At 53.9% G+C, this 19338-nt stretch carries 15 protein-coding genes; 14 read left to right on the top strand and 1 reads right to left on the bottom strand.

Annotated elements, in window-relative coordinates:
* The first annotated feature begins 68 nt into the window (after positions 1 to 68).
* From AB9F26_RS04115 to AB9F26_RS04180, 14 genes are all read left to right on the top strand, one after another.
* A complete protein-coding gene (locus tag AB9F26_RS04115) occupies positions 69 to 1148 on the top strand; it encodes a polyamine ABC transporter substrate-binding protein (RefSeq protein WP_335583477.1) in 1080 nt (359 codons plus the stop codon).
* A gap of 66 nt (positions 1149 to 1214) precedes the next feature.
* Positions 1215 to 2345, top strand: coding sequence for an ABC transporter ATP-binding protein (locus AB9F26_RS04120; RefSeq protein ID WP_369767349.1), 1131 nt, complete (start codon positions 1215 to 1217; stop codon positions 2343 to 2345).
* A 9-nt stretch (positions 2346 to 2354) separates the two neighbouring features.
* Positions 2355 to 3251: an ABC transporter permease subunit gene (locus AB9F26_RS04125; protein WP_335583475.1), complete on the top strand. Its 897-nt coding sequence runs from the start codon at positions 2355 to 2357 to the stop codon at positions 3249 to 3251.
* Positions 3248 to 4063 (top strand): ABC transporter permease, encoded by an 816-nt coding sequence (locus AB9F26_RS04130; RefSeq protein ID WP_335583474.1) that lies wholly within the window; start codon positions 3248 to 3250, stop codon positions 4061 to 4063. Before AB9F26_RS04125 ends, AB9F26_RS04130 begins: the two co-directional genes overlap by 4 nt.
* Positions 4064 to 4184: 121 nt before the next feature.
* Positions 4185 to 4628, top strand: a complete 444-nt coding sequence (locus AB9F26_RS04135; RefSeq protein ID WP_335583473.1) for a hypothetical protein — start codon at positions 4185 to 4187, stop codon at positions 4626 to 4628.
* Complete coding sequence (locus tag AB9F26_RS04140; RefSeq protein ID WP_369757459.1) at positions 4625 to 6817, top strand: 4Fe-4S binding protein; 2193 nt, start codon at positions 4625 to 4627, stop codon at positions 6815 to 6817. Before AB9F26_RS04135 ends, AB9F26_RS04140 begins: the two co-directional genes overlap by 4 nt.
* Before the next feature lie 23 nt (positions 6818 to 6840).
* On the top strand, positions 6841 to 8775 hold the full coding sequence (gene nosZ / locus AB9F26_RS04145) for a TAT-dependent nitrous-oxide reductase (RefSeq protein WP_369767350.1): 1935 nt from the start codon (positions 6841 to 6843) through the stop codon (positions 8773 to 8775).
* Positions 8776 to 8779: 4 nt separating this feature from the next.
* On the top strand, positions 8780 to 10111 hold the full coding sequence (locus tag AB9F26_RS04150; protein WP_369767351.1) for a nitrous oxide reductase family maturation protein NosD: 1332 nt from the start codon (positions 8780 to 8782) through the stop codon (positions 10109 to 10111).
* A complete protein-coding gene (locus tag AB9F26_RS04155) occupies positions 10077 to 10973 on the top strand; it encodes an ABC transporter ATP-binding protein (RefSeq protein WP_369757462.1) in 897 nt (298 codons plus the stop codon). The genes AB9F26_RS04150 and AB9F26_RS04155 overlap by 35 nt, the downstream gene beginning before the upstream one ends.
* Positions 10970 to 11794, top strand: coding sequence for an ABC transporter permease (locus AB9F26_RS04160; protein WP_369767352.1), 825 nt, complete (start codon positions 10970 to 10972; stop codon positions 11792 to 11794). The genes AB9F26_RS04155 and AB9F26_RS04160 overlap by 4 nt, the downstream gene beginning before the upstream one ends.
* On the top strand, positions 11791 to 12357 hold the full coding sequence (locus tag AB9F26_RS04165) for a nitrous oxide reductase accessory protein NosL (protein WP_369767353.1): 567 nt from the start codon (positions 11791 to 11793) through the stop codon (positions 12355 to 12357). The genes AB9F26_RS04160 and AB9F26_RS04165 overlap by 4 nt, the downstream gene beginning before the upstream one ends.
* Before the next feature lie 4 nt (positions 12358 to 12361).
* Positions 12362 to 13270, top strand: a complete 909-nt coding sequence (locus tag AB9F26_RS04170; RefSeq protein ID WP_369767354.1) for an FAD:protein FMN transferase — start codon at positions 12362 to 12364, stop codon at positions 13268 to 13270.
* Positions 13271 to 13653: 383 nt separating this feature from the next.
* Positions 13654 to 15723, top strand: coding sequence for a calcium-binding protein (locus AB9F26_RS04175; RefSeq protein WP_369767355.1), 2070 nt, complete (start codon positions 13654 to 13656; stop codon positions 15721 to 15723).
* A 501-nt stretch (positions 15724 to 16224) separates the two neighbouring features.
* On the top strand, positions 16225 to 16728 hold the full coding sequence (locus AB9F26_RS04180) for a hypothetical protein (RefSeq protein ID WP_369767356.1): 504 nt from the start codon (positions 16225 to 16227) through the stop codon (positions 16726 to 16728).
* Here AB9F26_RS04180 and AB9F26_RS04185 read toward each other — a convergent pair.
* Positions 16694 to 19237 (bottom strand): DUF3131 domain-containing protein, encoded by a 2544-nt coding sequence (locus AB9F26_RS04185; RefSeq protein ID WP_369767357.1) that lies wholly within the window; start codon positions 19235 to 19237, stop codon positions 16694 to 16696. The genes AB9F26_RS04180 and AB9F26_RS04185 overlap by 35 nt on opposite strands.
* Between the last annotated feature and the right edge of the window lie 101 nt (positions 19238 to 19338).

Genomic DNA, 19338 nt, shown 5'->3' on the forward strand with positions numbered 1-19338 from the left:
TTTTCACGAATTTTGTTGCTTTTGTCAAACTTTTGATCAAATTATTATCTACACATTCGGAGGTGACGATGAAATTAATTCCAATTACTGTTGCAATCAGCCTTGCGGCGACATTTGCAAATGCACAAGAGGTTCGGGTCTATAACTGGTCCGATTATATCGACGAAGAACTTTTGGAAAAGTTCGAGAAGGAAACTGGCTACAAGCTAATATACGATGTTTTCGACAGCAACGAAGTTCTCGAAACTAAAATGCTGACAGGGGACTCTGGCTACGACGTTGTTGTCCCAACGGCGGACTTCCTACAGCGTCAAATCGTGGCGCAAGCTTTCCAGAAGTTGGACAAGTCGCAACTCTCGAACATTGACAATATGTGGGATGTCATTGAGGCGCGCACGGCGCAATATGATCCCGACAATGCGTATTCCATCAACTATATGTGGGGCACGACGGGTCTTGGGATCAATCTAGGCAAAGTTCGGGAAGTGCTGGGCGAGGACGCCCCGCTCTCAAGCTTGGACCTCGTGCTGAAGCCAGAAAATATGGAAAAGCTGGCCGAATGTGGCGTGTATTTTCTCGACGCTCCAACGGAAATCATCCCGATGACGTTGAAGTTCTTGGGCGAAGATCCTGATACGACTGACCCAGAGATTATTGCTAAGGCCGAAGGGGCGCTGCTTGCTGTGCGTCCTTATATCAAGAAGTTCCACAGCTCCGAGTATATTAACGCCCTTGCGAATGGCGAAATTTGCGTGGCCGTTGGTTGGTCTGGGGATATCCTTCAAGCACGGGATCGCGCGATCGAAGCTGACAATGGAGTTGAGATTGTTTTCAACGCCTTCAAGGAAGGCTCCTTGATGTGGTTTGACCAAATGGCCATCCCTGTTGATGCTCCAAATCCAGAAGGTGCGCACGCGTTTTTGAACTTCATTATGGACGCCGAGAATATGGCGGCTGCGTCGAATTACGTCTATTACGCCAATGGCAACAAGGCGAGCCAAGAGTTCTTGCTTGAGGATGTGATTGGCGACACGGCGATCTATCCAGACGAGGATACCGTTAAAAACCTTTACACAAAATCGCCCTACGAGGCGAAGCTACAACGGGTTGTGACGCGCTTGTGGACCAAAGTTAAGTCCGGCACCTAAGCTTAGGTAATTTATAATACTCCGCCCGAGCCACATGGCTTGGGCGTTTCTTTCTGGAAAGATGACATGAACCAAAACGCCATTTTTGCCCCTTGGGAAGATGCTAAAGCAAAGCCGCTGATCTCCTTTGATAATGTCACCAAGCGTTACGGAGATTTCACCGCCATCGACAAGATGAGCTTGGCTATTTATCCGCAAGAGTTTTTCGCTTTACTCGGGCCCTCGGGCTGCGGGAAAACCACGTTGATGCGGATGCTCGGCGGCTTTGAAGAAGCTAGCGAAGGCACAATCACCATCGACGGGCAGAATATGGCTGGCATCCCCGCCAACAAGCGCGCGGTTAATATGATGTTCCAATCCTACGCGCTGTTTCCGCATTTGTCGGTTGCGGACAACCTAGCGTTCGGTTTGAAGCGCTCTGATATGCCGAAATCCGAAATTCAGGGTCGCGTCGAAGAGATGCTGCGCCTTGTTCAACTACAGAAATTCGCCAAACGTAAGCCGCATCAACTTTCCGGTGGCCAGCGCCAACGCGTGGCCTTGGCGCGCGCTTTGGCCAAGGCACCGAAACTGTTACTGCTCGACGAACCTCTCGGAGCGCTGGATAAAAAACTGCGCCACGAGACTCAGTTTGAGCTTATGGACATTCAGGAAAAAACGGGCACGACCTTCGTGATTGTGACCCACGATCAAGAAGAAGCCATGACCATGGCCAGCCGGATTGCCGTTATGGACCACGGAAAACTGGTGCAGGTCGATACTCCCGCGCGCGTTTATGAATCGCCCAATTCCGTTTATGTGGCCGACTTTATTGGCGACGTGAACATCATTGAGGGCACTGTCACGGAAATTTCCGAAGACGCTGCCGAGCTTTCATGGTCGGAGCATAATAATGGCCTTCGCGCCATGGTGGGGGAAGGCGTTACAAAGGGATCGTCCGCTGCTTTTGCCATTCGCCCCGAAAAAGTTACGATCGACACCGAAGAGCCGGTTGATCGGCACAATCGCGTGACAGGGCAGGTGGAAGATATTGCCTATCTTGGCAATATTTCGACATATTATGTGCGCTTGGGCACGGGCCAGTTGGTAAAAGCACAAACGGCAAATAATCGCCGTATTTCGCGCAGGAATATCACGTGGAAAGATACCGTCTGGTTGTCGTGGACCGACACCGCCGGCATCATTTTACACAAATAGGGGCACAGCATGAAATTCTCTCGTTCGCTTTTGATCGGCATCCCCTATTTCTGGCTTTTCATCCTGTTTTTGGTGCCGTTCGGGATCGTTCTTAAAATCTCGCTGTCCGATATACAACTCTCGATTCCGCCTTATACGCCGACGCTCGATTTTTCCGAAGGTTGGGCAGGGTTTCGAGAGTTTCTGAGTGCACTGGATTTTGAGAATTACATTTTCTTGACCGAAGATGATCTTTATTGGAAGGCCTATCTCTCCAGTATTAAAATCGCGACCGTATCGACGTTTTTCACCCTTCTTGTTGGCTTTCCAATCGCTTACAGCATGGCCAAAGCGCCCGATGAATGGCGTCCGAGCCTGATGCTTTTGATCATTCTGCCCTTCTGGACCAGCTTCCTCATCCGTGTTTACGCGTGGATTGGGATCCTGTCGAACGAGGGTTTTTTGAACCAATTCCTAATGGGGTTTGGCCTGATTTCCGAGCCTCTCACCATCCTGAACACAAATACAGCGGTCTATATTGGCATCGTTTATACGTACCTCCCTTTCATGGTTTTGCCGATTTATGCCACCTTGGAAAAGCTAGACGGTACCTTGATAGAGGCCGCAGAAGACCTTGGCTGCACGCGGTTCTCGGCATTCTGGTCGGTCACGGCCCCGCTTTCAAAACCGGGGGTTATTGCAGGTTGTTTCCTCGTTTTCATTCCGGCCTTGGGCGAATTTGTCATCCCGTCCCTCTTGGGGGGATCCGAGACATTGATGATCGGTAAAGTGTTGTGGGAAGAGTTCTTCTCGAACCGCGATTGGCCCGTGGCTTCGGCGGTTGCAACGATCCTGTTGCTGCTCCTGATCATTCCAATCGTTCTGTTCCAACGCAACGAGCAAAAACAGCGGGAGGAGGGGCAATGAGACGTCTAACTGGCTTCAACATCATCGCCCTCACGGTTGGGTTTGCATTCCTTTATATTCCCATCCTGATCCTCGTGATTTTCAGCTTTAACGAGTCCAAGCTGGTGACGGTTTGGGCGGGGTTTTCCACCAAATGGTATGGCGAGTTGCTGCAAAATCAAGCGTTCCTTGATGCGGCGTGGGTCACCGTCAAGGTTGCCTTTTTCTCGTCCATTATCGCGACCATCCTTGGTACGATGGCGGCGTTTGTTCTTGTGCGTTCGGGGCGGTTTTTCGGACGCACACTATTCTCGGGAATGATTTATGCGCCATTGGTGATGCCCGAAGTTATCACGGGTCTGTCGCTTCTATTGCTCTTTATTTCGATCGGGATGCCGCGCGGTGTGGTCACCATCGTTCTGGCCCACGGAACGTTTTCGATGTGCTATGTCTCGGTTGTGGTTTCGTCGCGGATGGCGTCGTTTGACCGCTCCCTCGAAGAGGCGGCTTATGACCTTGGCTGTTCCGGTTGGGATGCCTTCAAAAGCGTGACTTTGCCCATTATCGCCCCCGCCGTCATCTCTGGCTGGCTGTTGGCCTTTACATTGTCGCTCGACGATTTGGTGATCGCAAGCTTCACCACGGGCCCGTCGTCGACCACACTTCCGATTAAAATCTACTCGTCCGTTCGGATGGGGGTTAGTCCGGAAATCAACGCGCTCTCAACAATTATCATCGGTATCGTTACGTTTGGCGTCTTAACGGTGTCGATCCTCTCTAAACGCGCAATCACCCGCCAACGCTTGGCAGAACGCGCTGCAGAACAACACTGATAGCGCGTTTAGTTGCAATGAGAAAACGAACCTGATGATGTCCCCCGGTTCTCAAAGATTGGTTGCGTTGAACTTGCGTTTAATCAAGGACGATTGATTCTTCCATCGCTAGATAAGCAGCATGAAGAACGCCTTTGCACATTTTTCCAGATTATTGCTGATCGTGAGTTTCGCCTTGAGCAGTGCGGTTGCCGTAGCTGGCAGCAATGACGCAGGCGTTTTCATGGAAATTTGCGCCGACGGTGTAGCTAAAACGGTGCGGATCGACGACGACAGCAATGCAGTTGACCCTTCGCACACCTGTAATGATTGCGTGATGTGCTGTCTGCAGATCGGGGCGGATCTGGAAAATTCTTTTGGCCAGAAGCTGACCTTCGCGCAGTTGAAACTTAAAACAGATTTCGCTTCTTACCAAATACCCCTAATTCAAAAACGTGGCATTCGCCCGAACCCACGCAGCCCTCCCCTAACTGAATTTTCCGGCCTGATCTCAACTGGCACTATAGAGTTCACCCTGAAAACACAGAGCGACGGGCGCCCTTACCTGAAGGATGCTGTCGCATGACGCTCCATAAAAACCTCCTGAATATCGTCGCATTCGTTGTGACATTGTTTTTCTTAGCACTCCCCGCAGCCGCTGAATCGGTTCTCGCCAAACTGCTCCCTAGTGTTCAGGTCGAGGAATTGGTCGAAGGGGCAGATGCCTTTGGTGCCATGAGCGCGGAAATTCCAGCGGTGGAGGTTCTCAAAGACGGAGAGCGCATCGGTTGGGCCTTTGTTACGTCCGATTATGTTTCGACCACTGGCTATTCTGGCAAACCCATTCACACCATGGTCGCGCTCGATGACGCGGCACAGGTGGCGGGTGTGCTTCTTGTTAAACACTCCGAACCGATTGTTTTGATTGGTATTCCCGACGCCAAGATGAAAGCGCTGGTGGCCAATTATCGCGGCCTTGATCTTGTGGCCGAGGCAGAATCCGGTGGCACAGCCCATAAACTCGATATTATTTCTGGCGCTACGGTGACCGTTATGGTGATCGACGATTCCATTGTTCGGGCTGGCCTTAAAGTTGCCCGCGTGCTTGGGTTGGGCGGCTTGGCGGTTGAGGAAAAAGGCACTGGTCCCCAATTCGAGATCAACCCAGATGCCGAAGCTTCCACCGATTGGATGACCCTTGAGGGCGACGGCACAGTGCGGCGTTTGTCGCTGGATGTGGGGCAAATCAACGAAGCCTTTGCCGCCATGGAAGACCCGCGCGCGGCCAAGCGCGCCCTGACCGAGGCCCCCGAAACCACCTTCATTGAGATGGAGGTTGCGCTTCTTTCCCCGCCCGCAATTGCGCGCGCAATCTTGGGGGATGCGGTTGCCGCAAATATTGATGACTGGCTGGACGATGGTGAATATGCCTTGGCCATCGTGGGGCGCGGGCTCTATTCCTTTAAAGGCTCGGGCTATGTGCGCGGCGGTATTTTTGATCGGATCGTTCTGATCCAAGACGACGTATCGGTCCGGTTTCGCGATCGGATGCACAAGCGGATCAACACCATCGCTGCCGATGGCGCTCCGGCGTTTGAAGAGGCTGATCTCTTTAAAATCCCAGCCGATAGCGGCTTTAATCCGACTGAACCTTTCCGCATCCAACTTCTGGTGCATCGCGAAGTGGGTGCAATCGAGAAGGTCTTTACCACCTTCGATTTAAGCTACCGTTTGCCAGAAAAATACATCCGTCCAGTTGCTGTTGCCCCCACAACAGAAGTGCCCGCGAGTGTCGAAGACGTGCTCTCGCAAACGGAAGCCGACGCACATCAGGCGCTATGGAAACGGATTTGGGCGGGCAAGCAGGTCGAGATCGCAGTGCTGGGTGTGATGCTGTTCGTGCTGACTGGCGTGTTCTTTTTTCAAACCTTTGCCACCCGCAATGAACGCAAATTCTATTGGTTCCGTATCGGATTTTTGACCGTTACGCTGGTTTACCTCGGCTGGTTCGCCAACGCGCAATTGTCCGTGGTCAACCTTATGGCGCTGTTTGGTTCGCTTGTGTCAGGGTTCAGTTGGCAGGCCTTCTTGCTTGACCCGATGACGTTCATTCTGTGGTTTGCGGTCGCCACGGCGCTGCTGTTCTGGGGGCGTGGCGCCTATTGTGGCTGGCTCTGTCCGTTTGGCGCTTTGCAAGAGTTGCTTAACCAAGTGGCGCGGGCCTTGCACATCCCGCAATGGACCCTGCCGTGGGGTTTGCATGAACGATTGTGGCCGTTGAAATATATGATTTTCCTTGGCCTTTTCGGGGTTTCCCTTGTTAGCATTGAGCAGGCAGAGCACCTCGCCGAGGTGGAGCCGTTCAAAACCGCGATTATCCTAAACTTTGTGCGGGCATGGCCCTTTGTGGCCTATGTTGGCGCGCTTCTTATCGCTGGTTTGTTCGTTGAGCGCTTCTTCTGTCGCTACCTTTGCCCCCTTGGTGCGGCGCTGGCCATTCCTGCGCGCTTGCGGATGTTTGACTGGCTCAAACGCTACCATGAATGTGGTAATCCGTGTCAAACCTGCTCCAACCAATGCCCCGTACAGGCGATCCATCCAACGGGCGAAATCAACCCGAACGAATGCATCAACTGCCTGCATTGTCAGGTACTTTATCAATCCAAAACAACCTGTCCCGTTGTCATCAAGAAGGTCAAACGCCGCGAAAAAGCTGGCGCGGCCCCTGATCTTTCGCGTGCCAATCTGGGACACCCGAACCAAATAAAATCCTAATTTACCAACTGAAAGGACGAGAAATGTCTGAGAAATCGAAACTTCCAATGACTCGGCGGAGCATGCTAGGCGCTACCGCTGGAACCGCGGCCCTCGCGGGCGCATTTGGCAGCCGCGCCATGCTCGCCGGTGGAGCCATTGGCGCTGCCACATTGGCCACCGCAACCAGCGCACGCGCGGCGGCAGGTGCAGAAGTTGGCCCAGGTCAGCTTGATGAATTTTACGGCTTCTGGTCCTCGGGCCAATGTGGCGAGATGCGCATTTTGGGCATTCCCTCCATGCGCGAACTGATGCGGGTTCCCGTGTTCAACACCTGCTCGGCCACTGGCTGGGGTATCACCAATGAATCCAAGAAAATTCTGACTGAGGGCCTTCTGCCCAAGACCAAGGAATATCTCGCCGCAAACGGTCACGAGTTCCCGCCAAACGGTGACTTGCACCACCCGCACATGTCCTTCACCGAGGGCAAATATGACGGCCGTTTCCTGTTCATGAACGACAAGGCCAACACTCGCGTTGCCCGCGTGCGCTGCGACGTGATGAAATGTGACAAGATCATCGAGATTCCGAACGCGAAGGCGATCCACGGCCTGCGTCCGCAAAAATGGCCACGCACCAACTATGTCTTCTGTAACGGCGAAGACGAAACACCAATGGTCAACGACGGTTCCGTTCTGGATGATCCATCGCAATACGTAAACTTTTACACTGCCGTCAATGCTGACGAAATGACTGTTGCATGGCAGGTGATGGTTTCGGGCAACTTGGACAACACCGATTGCGACTATGAAGGCAAATACGCCTTCTCGACTTGCTACAACTCGGAAATGGGTATGAACCTTGCCGAGATGACCGAGTTCGATATGGACCACGTCGTGGTATTCAACATTGCCGAGATCGAAAAAGGTATCGAAGCGGGCGACTTTATTGAACTGAATGGTGTAAAAGTTTTGGACGGCCGTAAGGGACTAGAAAATAACTACACCCGTTACATTCCTGTTCCAAACAACCCGCACGGTTGTAACATGGCACCTGACAAAATCCACCTCTGCATCGCGGGCAAACTATCGCCCACAGTGACCGTCATCGACGTACGTAAACTGGACGCCCTTTTCGAAGGCGAAACAGATATGCGCAGCGCTGTTGTTGCAGAACCAGAGCTGGGTCTTGGGCCACTTCACACCGCGTTCGACGGTACTGGCCGCGCCTACACCACGCTATTCTTGGACAGCCAAGTTGTTGTTTGGGACATTGCAAAGGCTATCGAGCTTTACAATGGTGCGGACGTTGACCCGATCATCACGAAAGAGGATGTGCATTATCAGCCGGGCCACAACTCAACCGTGATGGGCGAAACTTTGGAAGCGTCCGGTAAATACTACCTGACGATGAACAAGTTCTCCAAGGACCGGTTCCTCAATGTTGGTCCGCTAAAGCCCGAGAACGAGCAGTTGTTCTCGATCGATGGCGACAAGCTGACATTGATCCACGACGGCCCGACCTTTGCCGAGCCGCATGACGCGATCATGGTTGATCCAAGCAAAATCAACCCGAAATCTGTCTGGGATCGCAACGATCCAATGTGGGAGGATGCACGCATTCAAGCTGTGGCGGATGGTGTTGATCTTGACGACTACCAAGATACAGTGATCCGTGACGGCGACAAAGTTCGGGTCTATATGTCGAGCCAAGCACCGGCCTTCTCACTGGAAACCTTTACCGTGCAGCAGGGTGATGAGGTGACCGTTTATGTCACAAACTTGGATGACATCGATGACCTGACCCACGGTTTCACATTGGGTAACCACGGTGTTGCCATGGAAATCGGGCCGCAGGCAACGGCGTCCGTGACCTTTGTTGCGGCACAACCGGGCGTCTATTGGTACTATTGCCAATGGTTCTGTCACGCACTCCACATGGAGATGCGCGGCCGGATGTTTGTTGAGCCAAAGGCGTAAAACCATGTTACGTGCCCTGACCCTTGTGTTGTCATTTCTGATTGCGTTGCCCTTATCGGCAGCGGAAATCAGTGTGCCGTCTGGGTCGGGGCTCCTTGCCAATGCCATCGCCGGAGCAACCTCCGGCGATGTGCTCACTCTTGAGGCGGGCCTTCACGCAGGCCCTGTTATTATCGATCTTCCCCTTACATTGACGGGCCCGCCTGAGGCCATCATCGACGGCATGGGGCAGGGCACCGTCATCACAATTGATGCCTCCGATGTGGTCATTAAGGGCATCACAGTTATAGGTTCGGGTCTCGACAGCAAGAACCTTGATGCTGGTATCAAAATTCTGAAAAAAGCTGACCGTGCCTTGATTGAGGGCAACCGTTTGCTTGGTAATCTGCATGGAGTTGACGTGCATGGCGGCCACGATGCCGTGGTGCGCGACAACACGATTGAGGGCACGCAAACCCCGCGGATGAATGATCGCGGCAACGGCATCTATGTGTGGAATTCTCCGGGGACTGTTGTTGAGGGCAACTCGGTTCGCTGGGGTCGTGACGGGATTTTTTCCAATGCCTCGCGCAAGGGCACCTACCGCAACAACCTGTTCCGCGACCTGCGTTTTGCCGTGCACTACATGTATACCAACGACTCCGAGGTGTCGGGCAACGTGTCGATTGGCAACCATCTTGGCTTTGCCATCATGTTTTCCAACAATGTCATTTTGCAAGATAACCTGAGCCTGTCGGACATCAGTCACGGCATGATGCTGAACTATGCCAACAACGCTGAAGTGTCGGGAAATTTGGTGCGCGGCGGGGCGAACCGCTGTACCTTTATCTATAATGCCCACAAAAACCTGATCTATAATAACCGCTTTGAGGGCTGTAATATTGGCATCCATTTTACCGCAGGTTCCGAGCGTAACATCCTTACAGGGAACGCTTTTCTCGGCAATCGGACACAGGTCAAATATGTCGGAACGCGCGATATCGAGTGGAGCTTTAAGGGGCGGGGTAATTACTGGTCGGATCATTCCAGTTTCGATTTGAATGGCGACGGCATCGCCGACAGTGCGTTTCGTCCCAATGATTTGATGGACCATCTTTTGTGGTCCCAACCCGCCGTTGCCTTGCTGACGGGGGCACCCGCTGTGCAACTTATCCGCTGGGCGCAATCCAGCTTCCCCGCTACACTCCCCGGAGGCGTGGTCGATAGCGCGCCATTGATGGTCGCGCCGACCATTACCGTTCTCCCCCAATACACCGCGATGGAGGCCGACGCGGCTTCCCGCAGGAATGAAAGTGACTTTGATGACTTCGACGTTAACGATCTCGCAACTCACTAAGACGTTCGGCGGGGTCAAAGCCCTGTCCAATGTTTCCCTAAGCGTCGCCCCGGGCGAGCGCGTGGCGCTGCTTGGTCATAACGGCGCGGGAAAATCGACCTTGATGAAGATGATATTGGGCCTGATTGCGCCCGATAGCGGCGACATTTCGGTCTGTGGCGTGGCGCCTGGCGATCCTGAGGCGCGTTCGCGTGTCGCCTATTTACCTGAGAATGCGGCCTTCCATTCCGCTTTGACGGGGTTGGAGCAGATCACCTATTATATGCGTTTACGCAAAGTGGACACTGCGGGGGCGATGGACTTGCTGGATCGGGTGGGCTTGGCCCATGCCGCGAAGCGACGGATTGGCACCTATTCCAAAGGGATGCGGCAGCGCGTGGGCCTTGCCCAAGCCCTGATCGGTCATCCGACGCTTTTGGTTTTGGATGAACCGACCAGCGGCCTTGATCCTGTTTCTCGTCGCGATTTTTACGAACTTCTGGACGCGCTGGCCGCTGATGGTGCTGCCATTCTGTTGTCGAGCCACGCCTTAACCGAGGTCGAGGCCCGCACCGATCGCTTGTTGATCCTGTCGGGTGGTAAAATGGTCGCCGAAGGGACGATGCCTGAGTTGCGGCGCAAGGCAGCCTTGCCTGTCGCGATGCGTATCTCCGCGATCAACGGGTATGATACGGATATCATGGCTGCCTTGCCCGATGCCGTTCGCGTGAATGGGGCGCTTCACCTGACTTGTACTCAGGAAGAAAAACTGGCCATGCTTGTGCGGATCTCTGCTTTGGAAAATAAGGTTGCGGATGTCGATATTATCCCTCCAAGCCTTGAAGATATTTACAGTTATTTCAGCCGGAGGGATGGCCAATGATTGCCCGCATCCTCGCAACCGCCACCACCGAAATTCACATCGCACGGCGCAATCTCTGGGTTCTGATCGCGGTGTTGCTGATGGTGGTCTTCTCGCTGGTTTTATCGGCAGCGGGTTCGGCTCCGACTGGCGCGCTTGGTGCGGATCGCTTGTCGGTTGTTGTGGCTTCGCTTACGTCCTTGTCGGTTTATCTCGTGCCTTTGGTGGCGCTTTTGATGTCGTTTGATGCGGTCGCGGGCGAGGTCGAGCGCGGCACGTTGCCCCTGCTTTTGACTTATCCGGTTGCCCGTTGGGAGGTTCTCGCGGGGAAGATGGTGGCACATACGGCCATCCTGATTGTCGCAATCCTCGCAGGCTATGGTGCGGCAGCGGTGATTACGATTGCTGCCGATTCAGCCGCTGTTTCGGGGTTGGGTGCATTGTGGCGGTTGACGTGGACGTCTACTTTGCTCGGCGCAACATTCCTTGGAATTGGCTATGCGCTTTCGTCTTTGGCGCGTCGCGCTTCGGGGGCGGCTGGGCTGGCGATCGGGCTTTGGTTGGGGCTGGTTGTTCTGTATGATCTGGGTATGCTGGCCGCAGTTGTCGCCGACGACGGCGGCACGTTTACCACCTCCGTCTTTCCCTTCGCGCTGCTCGCCAACCCCGCCGATGCGTTCCGCTTGTTCAACCTGACTGCTTCGCAGGCCACCGCTGCTGCATCCGGTGTTGGCGGTGCTGCCGCCGTTATTCCACAGTGGCAGTCGTTGTTATCCGTCGTGATCTGGCCGCTGTTGGCGCTTGGACTTGCCGCGCTGGCTTTTCGAAAGGTCGAGCCATGAGGACCCTGCTGATAGCGCTGTCGCTCCTCGCGTTGACGGCTTGCAAAGAAGAGGTGGCGCAAGACACGACCGCTGTGCCGCTTTCTGAGGAAGCCGTCGGACATTATTGCCAAATGAACCTGTTGGAACATGATGGCCCCAAAGCGCAGGCCCATTTGGCGGGCCTACCGCGTGCGCCGCTGTTTTTCAGTCAGGTGCGTGACGTGGTCGCCTATCTGCGGATGCCTGAGCAAAGCCATGAAATTCTCGCCGTCTGGGTCAATGACATGGGGGCCACAGGCGCCGCATGGGATGCGCCCGGAGCCACAAACTGGATCACCGCCGAGGAGGCCGTTTATGTTGTCGGGTCGCGTGTGGTGGGGGGCATGGGCGCGCCAGAAATCGTGCCGTTCTTGAAGCCGGAAGACGCAATCAAATTTGCGAAAATCAATGGCGGTCAAGTTATGCAGCTTGCAGAAATTCCAGATAGTGCCGTTCTGGCGCCCGTTGTCTTGGATGGCAACACAGATGATGCAGATTTTGAGACCCGCCAGCGAGCCTTGTCGCGCAAACTCGGAGAATAAACCTATGACCAATCGCCGTCGTTTTCTGGCCATCAGTGCCGCTGCATTTGCTTTCCCAAGTCTTGGAGCCGCGCAACCTGTTTACACGTGGGAGGGTGTCGCCCTTGGTGCGCGCGCGACCCTGCGTCTGGCCCATCCAGATGCCGCCGCGATCAGCGCACGGGTGGCGGCGGAAATTTCACGGCTGGAAGATATCTTCAGCCTCTTTCGCGCGGACAGCGCGCTGTCACAATTGAACCGCACAGGCACCCTGCAAGCGCCGCCGTTTGAATTGTTGGAATGCCTGTCGCTTGCGGGCGCTGTGCATGTGGCGAGCGATGGTCGATTTGATCCAACGATCCAGCCGCTTTGGAAAAGCTACGCTGAAGCTTCGGCACTGGGAGCGCTGCCTGATGCGCAAACGCTGGAATTGGCGCGTGCGCTGACGGGGTGGACGAACGTAAATCTCGACGCTGACGAAATTGCAATGCGGCCCGGTATGATGCTGACACTGAACGGGATCGCACAGGGCTATATCGCGGATCGTGTGGCGGATATGCTAAGCGCCGAGGGGTTGACCAATATCCTGATTAATACGGGCGAGTTCCGTGCGCTTGGCCAGCATCCAAATGGCGGTGCTTGGCCCGTCAAACTGGCGGCGGGAGGCGAAGTGCCCCTTGTTGCACGGGCTCTTGCCACATCTGCCCCATTGGGAACGACGTTTGATACGGACGCGCAAGTAGGCCATATCCTTGACCCGCGCACGGGTTCGCCGATCCCGCAAAACTGGCGGGAGATTTCAGTTTCTGCAAACTCAGCGGCCCTCGCCGACGCGCTCTCGACAACGGCCTGCCTCTTTGAAACCCGAGCAGAGATCGAGAATTGTCTGGCGCAATTCCAAGGTGTCCGTCTTGAGGCAGCCGCATCCGTTTAACGGGAATGGGGATCAGGCGCGAGGCTCCTCGGTTTGGCTTTGAGGCATTCGCCTTGCGTAGGATTACAGCATTTTGAGACAAAACGGGCGCGACGGGATCGGCGCTCGATGTGGCCGATGGTGATACTATCGTTGACCAGCTTGCCGCTTCAAAGCACCCCATGGGATCCTCGACTTGGCGAAATTTCGCAAGTATGACAGCTACCCATGTCGCGGGAAGTTTGCGCGCCCGCGTATTTGAATGGTGTCTTCCAATTGAAGGCAGAGCCAGCTCCTCTTCGACGGTCTCCATAAAAAAGTTGCCAAAAAATCGCTATAACCGTAGTTTCTTCATACGATTGTAAGGATTTAGAAAACTCGCGGACCCTGGGGAGGGATAATACATGACGACATACGCATTTGAAGGCTTCGCCGTTTACTACGACAACTCTGTGGAGGAAGATACGGGCGCTGCCTTTTCGGGCATCACTCTTGAAATTGTGGTTCCGGAATCTACAACTAGTTTTAGTTATGAAACTCTGCCGCTTGAACCTGGTGAAGATGATGTAACGGAAACCAATGTTGATACTTACATCGAAGATTACACAGTGCGTATCAACGGTGAAACAGTCGTAGAAGATAGTGACTTCTACGAGGGTATTTTTGAGGTCAAGTGGCTGGATGGCGGCGTGGCACGCTCTACCATCGTCTATGTTGCCGACTTTCGGGATGTGAATGTTTCAGGCTTTGGGGTCGTCGACCCCCAGAATATCTTTGTTCTCTCAGGGGACGCATTCCCCGCGTTTACATCTCTCCAAGAGGTGCAGGATCTTTTGGACAATCCGAATACCGAGATTGGGATCCCAACCGGTGCCTTTGCTCCAGGCAGGACAATCCAACTCAGTAGTCTCGACGCAACCGTAACGCAAAACGACATTATTACTGGGGACGGCGGAGCAAATGAATTCTATGCTGGAAGTGGCGCTGATTTCATTGAGGGGCTTGGAGGCGATGACGAACTATACGGCGGGAACAATAACGACCGGATAAATGGCGGCGCAGGAGCCGACCTCATCAACGGCGGCAATGGCATTGACCGTGCCGAGTACTCGGATGCAACGGCATCGGTACGCGCGGATCTCGCGTATAGCGGTAACAACACTGGCGAAGCTGATGGCGATACCTACGTGTCGATCGAGAACCTGCTGGGATCCTCTTACGGCGACATTTTGGCGGGCAATAACGCTGCGAATAGTGTTTTCGGCGGCAATGGCAACGATTTTCTGATCGGACGTGGCGGCAATGACAATCTGTACGGTGGTAACAACCACGACAGGCTGAATGGTGGCGCAGGAGCGGACGTGCTCCACGGCGGTTATGGTATTGATCGCGCGGAGTATACGACGGCATCCACGATGGTGCGTGCGGATCTTGGCTATAGCAGCAACAACACAGGTGAAGCGGCGGGGGATACTTACGTATCCATCGAGAACCTCCTCGGGTCTGGATACGGAGACATTCTCGCGGGCAATAACGCTGCGAATAATGTTTTCGGCGGCAATGGCAATGATCTCCTAATCGGACGTGGCGGCAATGACGGTCTGTATGGTGGAAACAACCACGACAGGCTGAATGGTGGCGCAGGAGCGGACGTGCTCCACGGCGGTTATGGTATTGATCGAGCGGAGTATACGACGGCCACTACGATGGTGCGTGCCGATCTTGGGTATAGCAGCAATAACACAGGTGAAGCGGCAGGGGACACCTACATTTTGATCGAGAACCTGCTGGGATCCACTTACGGCGACATTTTGGCGGGCAATAACGCTGCGAATAATGTTTTCGGTGGCAATGGCAACGATTTTCTGATCGGACGTGGCGGCAATGACGGTCTGTATGGGGGTAACAACCACGACCGTCTGAATGGCGGCGCAGGGGCTGACGTGCTCCACGGCGGTTATGGTATTGATCGCGCCGAGTATACGACGGCCACAACCATGGTGCGCGCTGATCTTGGGTATAGTAGCACCAATACGGGTGAAGCGGCAGGGGATACTTACGTATCCATCGAGAACCTGCTGGGGTCTTCCTTTGACGACTTTCTCGCGGGGAACAACGCGGCGAACTCCCTTTTGGGCGGCAATGGCGACGATCTTTTGGTCGGGCGCGGCGGCAATGACCGCCTCTATGGTGGTAACAATAACGACCGTTTGCTTGGAGGCACAGGCAATGACTATCTCCAAGGCGGTCAAGGCGCGGATGTCTTTATTTTCGACGCGAACTCCGGTGTTGACACAATTTCCGATTATGACGCCCTTGATTTGATCCGTATCCAAAACGGTGCAGAAACCATGGCGGACTTCACATTCACCGACACAGTTGAGGGGCTGCTGATTGAATTTGGCAGTGTAGATATTTTCCTGAGCGGTCTGGACCGTGCGGATGTGAATGCAAGCGATTTTGATTTCGTCTGACGCGTGGAACTAACGGGGCGGGTACTGCGATGATGCGTGGTGCCCGCCTTCTTTGCGGGGTCAAAATGTGCGTAAAAGCGAGACGCATGACAGGACCGCTCGGCGTTATATTTTTGCGCGAATGCGGCGCGGGCACGCAATCGGTTGTGGTTGCGCCTCGAGTATGACGCAAAATATGGCCAAATGGCTGCGTGTTTGGAAGCGCCGCTTGGCTGGAGAATACCCGTTTCATTTCGTTTTACAGCGTCCAAAAAGGGGTTGATTCTGCTCCCCCAGGCGTCTTCTCCCCGCGATCAAGTGTGTGATGTTGGCTTTCGAAATTTTATGGCTGCCGCACTAAAACCCCCCAAAAGTCACCAAATAGTCATACATTTCGGCGAACCTTTGCCAGATGCGAGTGTGTTTGGAAAATGGCTGGACGTAAGTCTGTGACGGGCTATGAGTGCCCGCAAGAACACAAATTCGCCTCAAGGCGGAACATACAGGCTTAGGAGCAGTAGCATGTCCAATACATTTGCGGCCTTTTTGGTCGCATTGAAAATGATGGAATCCGGTGGAGACTATCAATCTGTAAACTCGCTTAACTTTTTGGGAGCCTATCAATTCGGCGAAGCGGCCCTCACTGATCTTGGGTATGTCCGATACGACGGCAACGCCTATGATAACAACTATAGTGGTGGTTTCACGGGCAAAGGCGGGGTCCGATCAGCCAAAGATTTCCTCTCCAACAAAAAAGAACAGGATCGCGCGGCAAAGGCGTGGATGACGCTGATGTGGGACTATATCGAGCTTCACAAGATCGCGCATTATAAAGGTAGCAATGTTGGCGGCTCAAAACTGACGGCGAGTAGCATGTTGGCGGCGTCGCATTTGTTGGGCGCGGGTGCTTTGAAAGAATACATTCAATCGAATGGTAAGGCCGATTTGCGCGATCCGTATGGCACGCCGCTCAAGAAATATATCAACAAATTTAGCGGCTACGACGTTCGGGTCGCCTCGCGCTAATCGCCCCCTTGTTTTGGACCTCGTCGCGGAGCATATGGGCGATTGCGGTCAGGATGACGCCGTTTGTGTTGACATCGCTGTAGAGATACATCGGTTTGTGGTCTTGGGCGAAGATACCAGCCGAAAACCCTTGTCCCTCAATTTTGGCTTTGTCGCGAATAAATGCCACTAACTGCCGTGAATAGGGGTGGGGCACGGTGGCGGCCCAAAGATACGCCGATTTGGAGCTGATAACCTCCGCCTTGCGACGAAACGCGGGCGTTTGAAACTTGCTTGAACTGGAGCTGAAGGCAACAACCCAGCTTTCGTCCAATTCCCTATCAAAGCGGACACCTTGATAGGAAAACCACGGTGAAAAATCCAAAAGCGTCTCAGAGGCACATTTCAACGCGCCCGTTTTTTCATACCACCGGAGTTGCGCGTCAAACAACACGCGTGCCAAATAGGCCGTTGGCTCGTCTTTTCCCAGCTCGATTTCCTGCAAAAGGGCAGGTTCCGTACCAAAATGCCCAATAGACGCAGCCGTATAAAGGAAGTTTATCTGCTGCTCAGTCTTGGAATCCTGTCTGTCGCCGGCATAGGGCGAGTCAATTTCCTGACCTGCCATCGCATACCCGAGCCGTGAATACTGGGTGCAATGGGACAGGTATTTATCAACCAATTTACCGTTGATATAATCATAGGGATGACCGTCGCGCACAATACGGTTCAGGTCCCAGCCATCCAGAATATACTGCACGGTTTCTGGTGCGGCCAAACCGTCCTGTTTTACAGCAAAAAGCGCGACCAAGAACCGCCCCGTATCACATGCGTCGAAATCCTCAGAAATACCGCGCCCCGTCTCTGTTGACAGTCTTGCAGGCGGCAATCGCGCGCCATCGATTGTCACAGGCGGTAAGTTCGCAAGTACTGTTTCAACGCGCTCGGTTGCGTTTTTACGGTCGATGATACCAAGAGAGCATGCGGACATAATACCACGCAACTGACTGGCAATGTCCCACATCGTGGCGTCGCGGTTTACGCGACCACCCGATCCGCCCTTGGCTGTGCCCGCACAAAGCCCCGTGGTTGAATGGGAATACCGTTCAATATACTGCCAAGCCAGCGCCGCATCTTGCAGCAACTTTTTACGTTCCTCCGCGACTGGGGGGGCGACGGTTGGGGGCAAGGTTGCCAGCAAGCGGCGTGTTGATTGAAGGTTGCTTAAAATCGGTTCAGACGCAAAAAGATAGTCAACCATACCGCTGACCGAGCGAAGTTTGGCACGACCCTCATGGCGCATCGTGGTCAAGCGATGGATGAGAGACGCCCGCTTGATATACGTTGAAACATTCTCGGGCGTGATGACAATCGTCATGTCAGCAACGGGGTTCAACGGCAGAAGCGTTTGCGCTGGCATGTCGGGAGCGCCGTGACTGGCAATTTGGTACCGACCGTCGGGGCGCAGGCCAAAATAGGCATTCGGCGTTTCTGGCGGCAACAGAATGATCCGCGTGTCTGCCGATAGAGGCGCGCTGTCGCCCTGCGTAAAGTGAATACACTTGGTTTGAATTTCATGCGAGGCGGTCGCAGGGCGGGGGCTGAAGGCGTCCTTGTCAAAGCGCGTGAAGGGGATGCTCGCCGCCGTAAGCTCTTGTTCAAACGCAACAAGGGCATCCTTTGATAGCGGCGTTTTGTTCTCTATCAAAGCAAGGCTCAAGCTTGAGGCGGGGTAGGCGTCGGTTTGGAGCAAAAGATCGGTGGGCCGCGAGATAAAGAACCTGCCGGAATTGTTCGCGTCGGCGAGCTTCATGGCGAGTGCGGTCAATTGTTCCACCACGTCTTTTTCAGGCAATTTAGACGCGATATCGACGGGAATACATATAAGGCCGCCCGCGACCGTGTCCTCACTTGCGGACGTCCCAGATGCGCGCGCGTCCGAGTCCGAAAATTTGAAAAAGGTCCCGCCACTAACGACGATTTGCTCTCGGCCCATCGCGTTAATATCCGGTGCCTTCTCAGAGATGAAAGGTTGCAAAAAGACCCGAAACCCAGAGCCACGAAAAGCGGCGTGATCCAGATCGTCGTCTGGAAAGGGGTCATAAAGCGTCGTGACATTGGACCCGAGCACGTGAAGCGGGCTATCGCTGGGGCCGGTTGTTAGGTTGGCGCGTAACTTCGCCGCGGTGCGCATTTGAAAGTAGCGTCGATCACTTGCGCGTCGCGGCATTTGTGCTGCGACTTCAAAAAGTCCAGCCTCTGTTTGGGCAAGCGTTTCGACCAGCCGCCCGACAGTCGAATCGAAACCCCGCCCCTCGGAGAAGTCTAGAGCGCAGCAGATTGGAAGCCCCCGCGACATGAAAAGTTTTGCGAGCAACTCCACCAAATGCGAGGAGGTTGTCTCTGATACTCCAACCAAGCAAATAGTCACAGAATGCGCTACATCTTGCGCATGCGCACCTGTGCCAACCCTAAATGAAGGCACGATAGACACCCCAGCGGAGGCCATGAAATTACGTCGATTCAGCATAAATTAATTTCCAGGAAATCTATTCATATTGATTTATGTCATAAATTCAGTTATTTATGCAATATATTGTAGCTGAATATATTGCGATAGCGCCAACAGCG

The sequence above is a fragment of the Falsihalocynthiibacter sp. BN13B15 genome, assembly GCF_041205415.1.
In the GTDB taxonomy this organism is placed as follows: domain Bacteria; phylum Pseudomonadota; class Alphaproteobacteria; order Rhodobacterales; family Rhodobacteraceae; genus Falsihalocynthiibacter; species Falsihalocynthiibacter arcticus.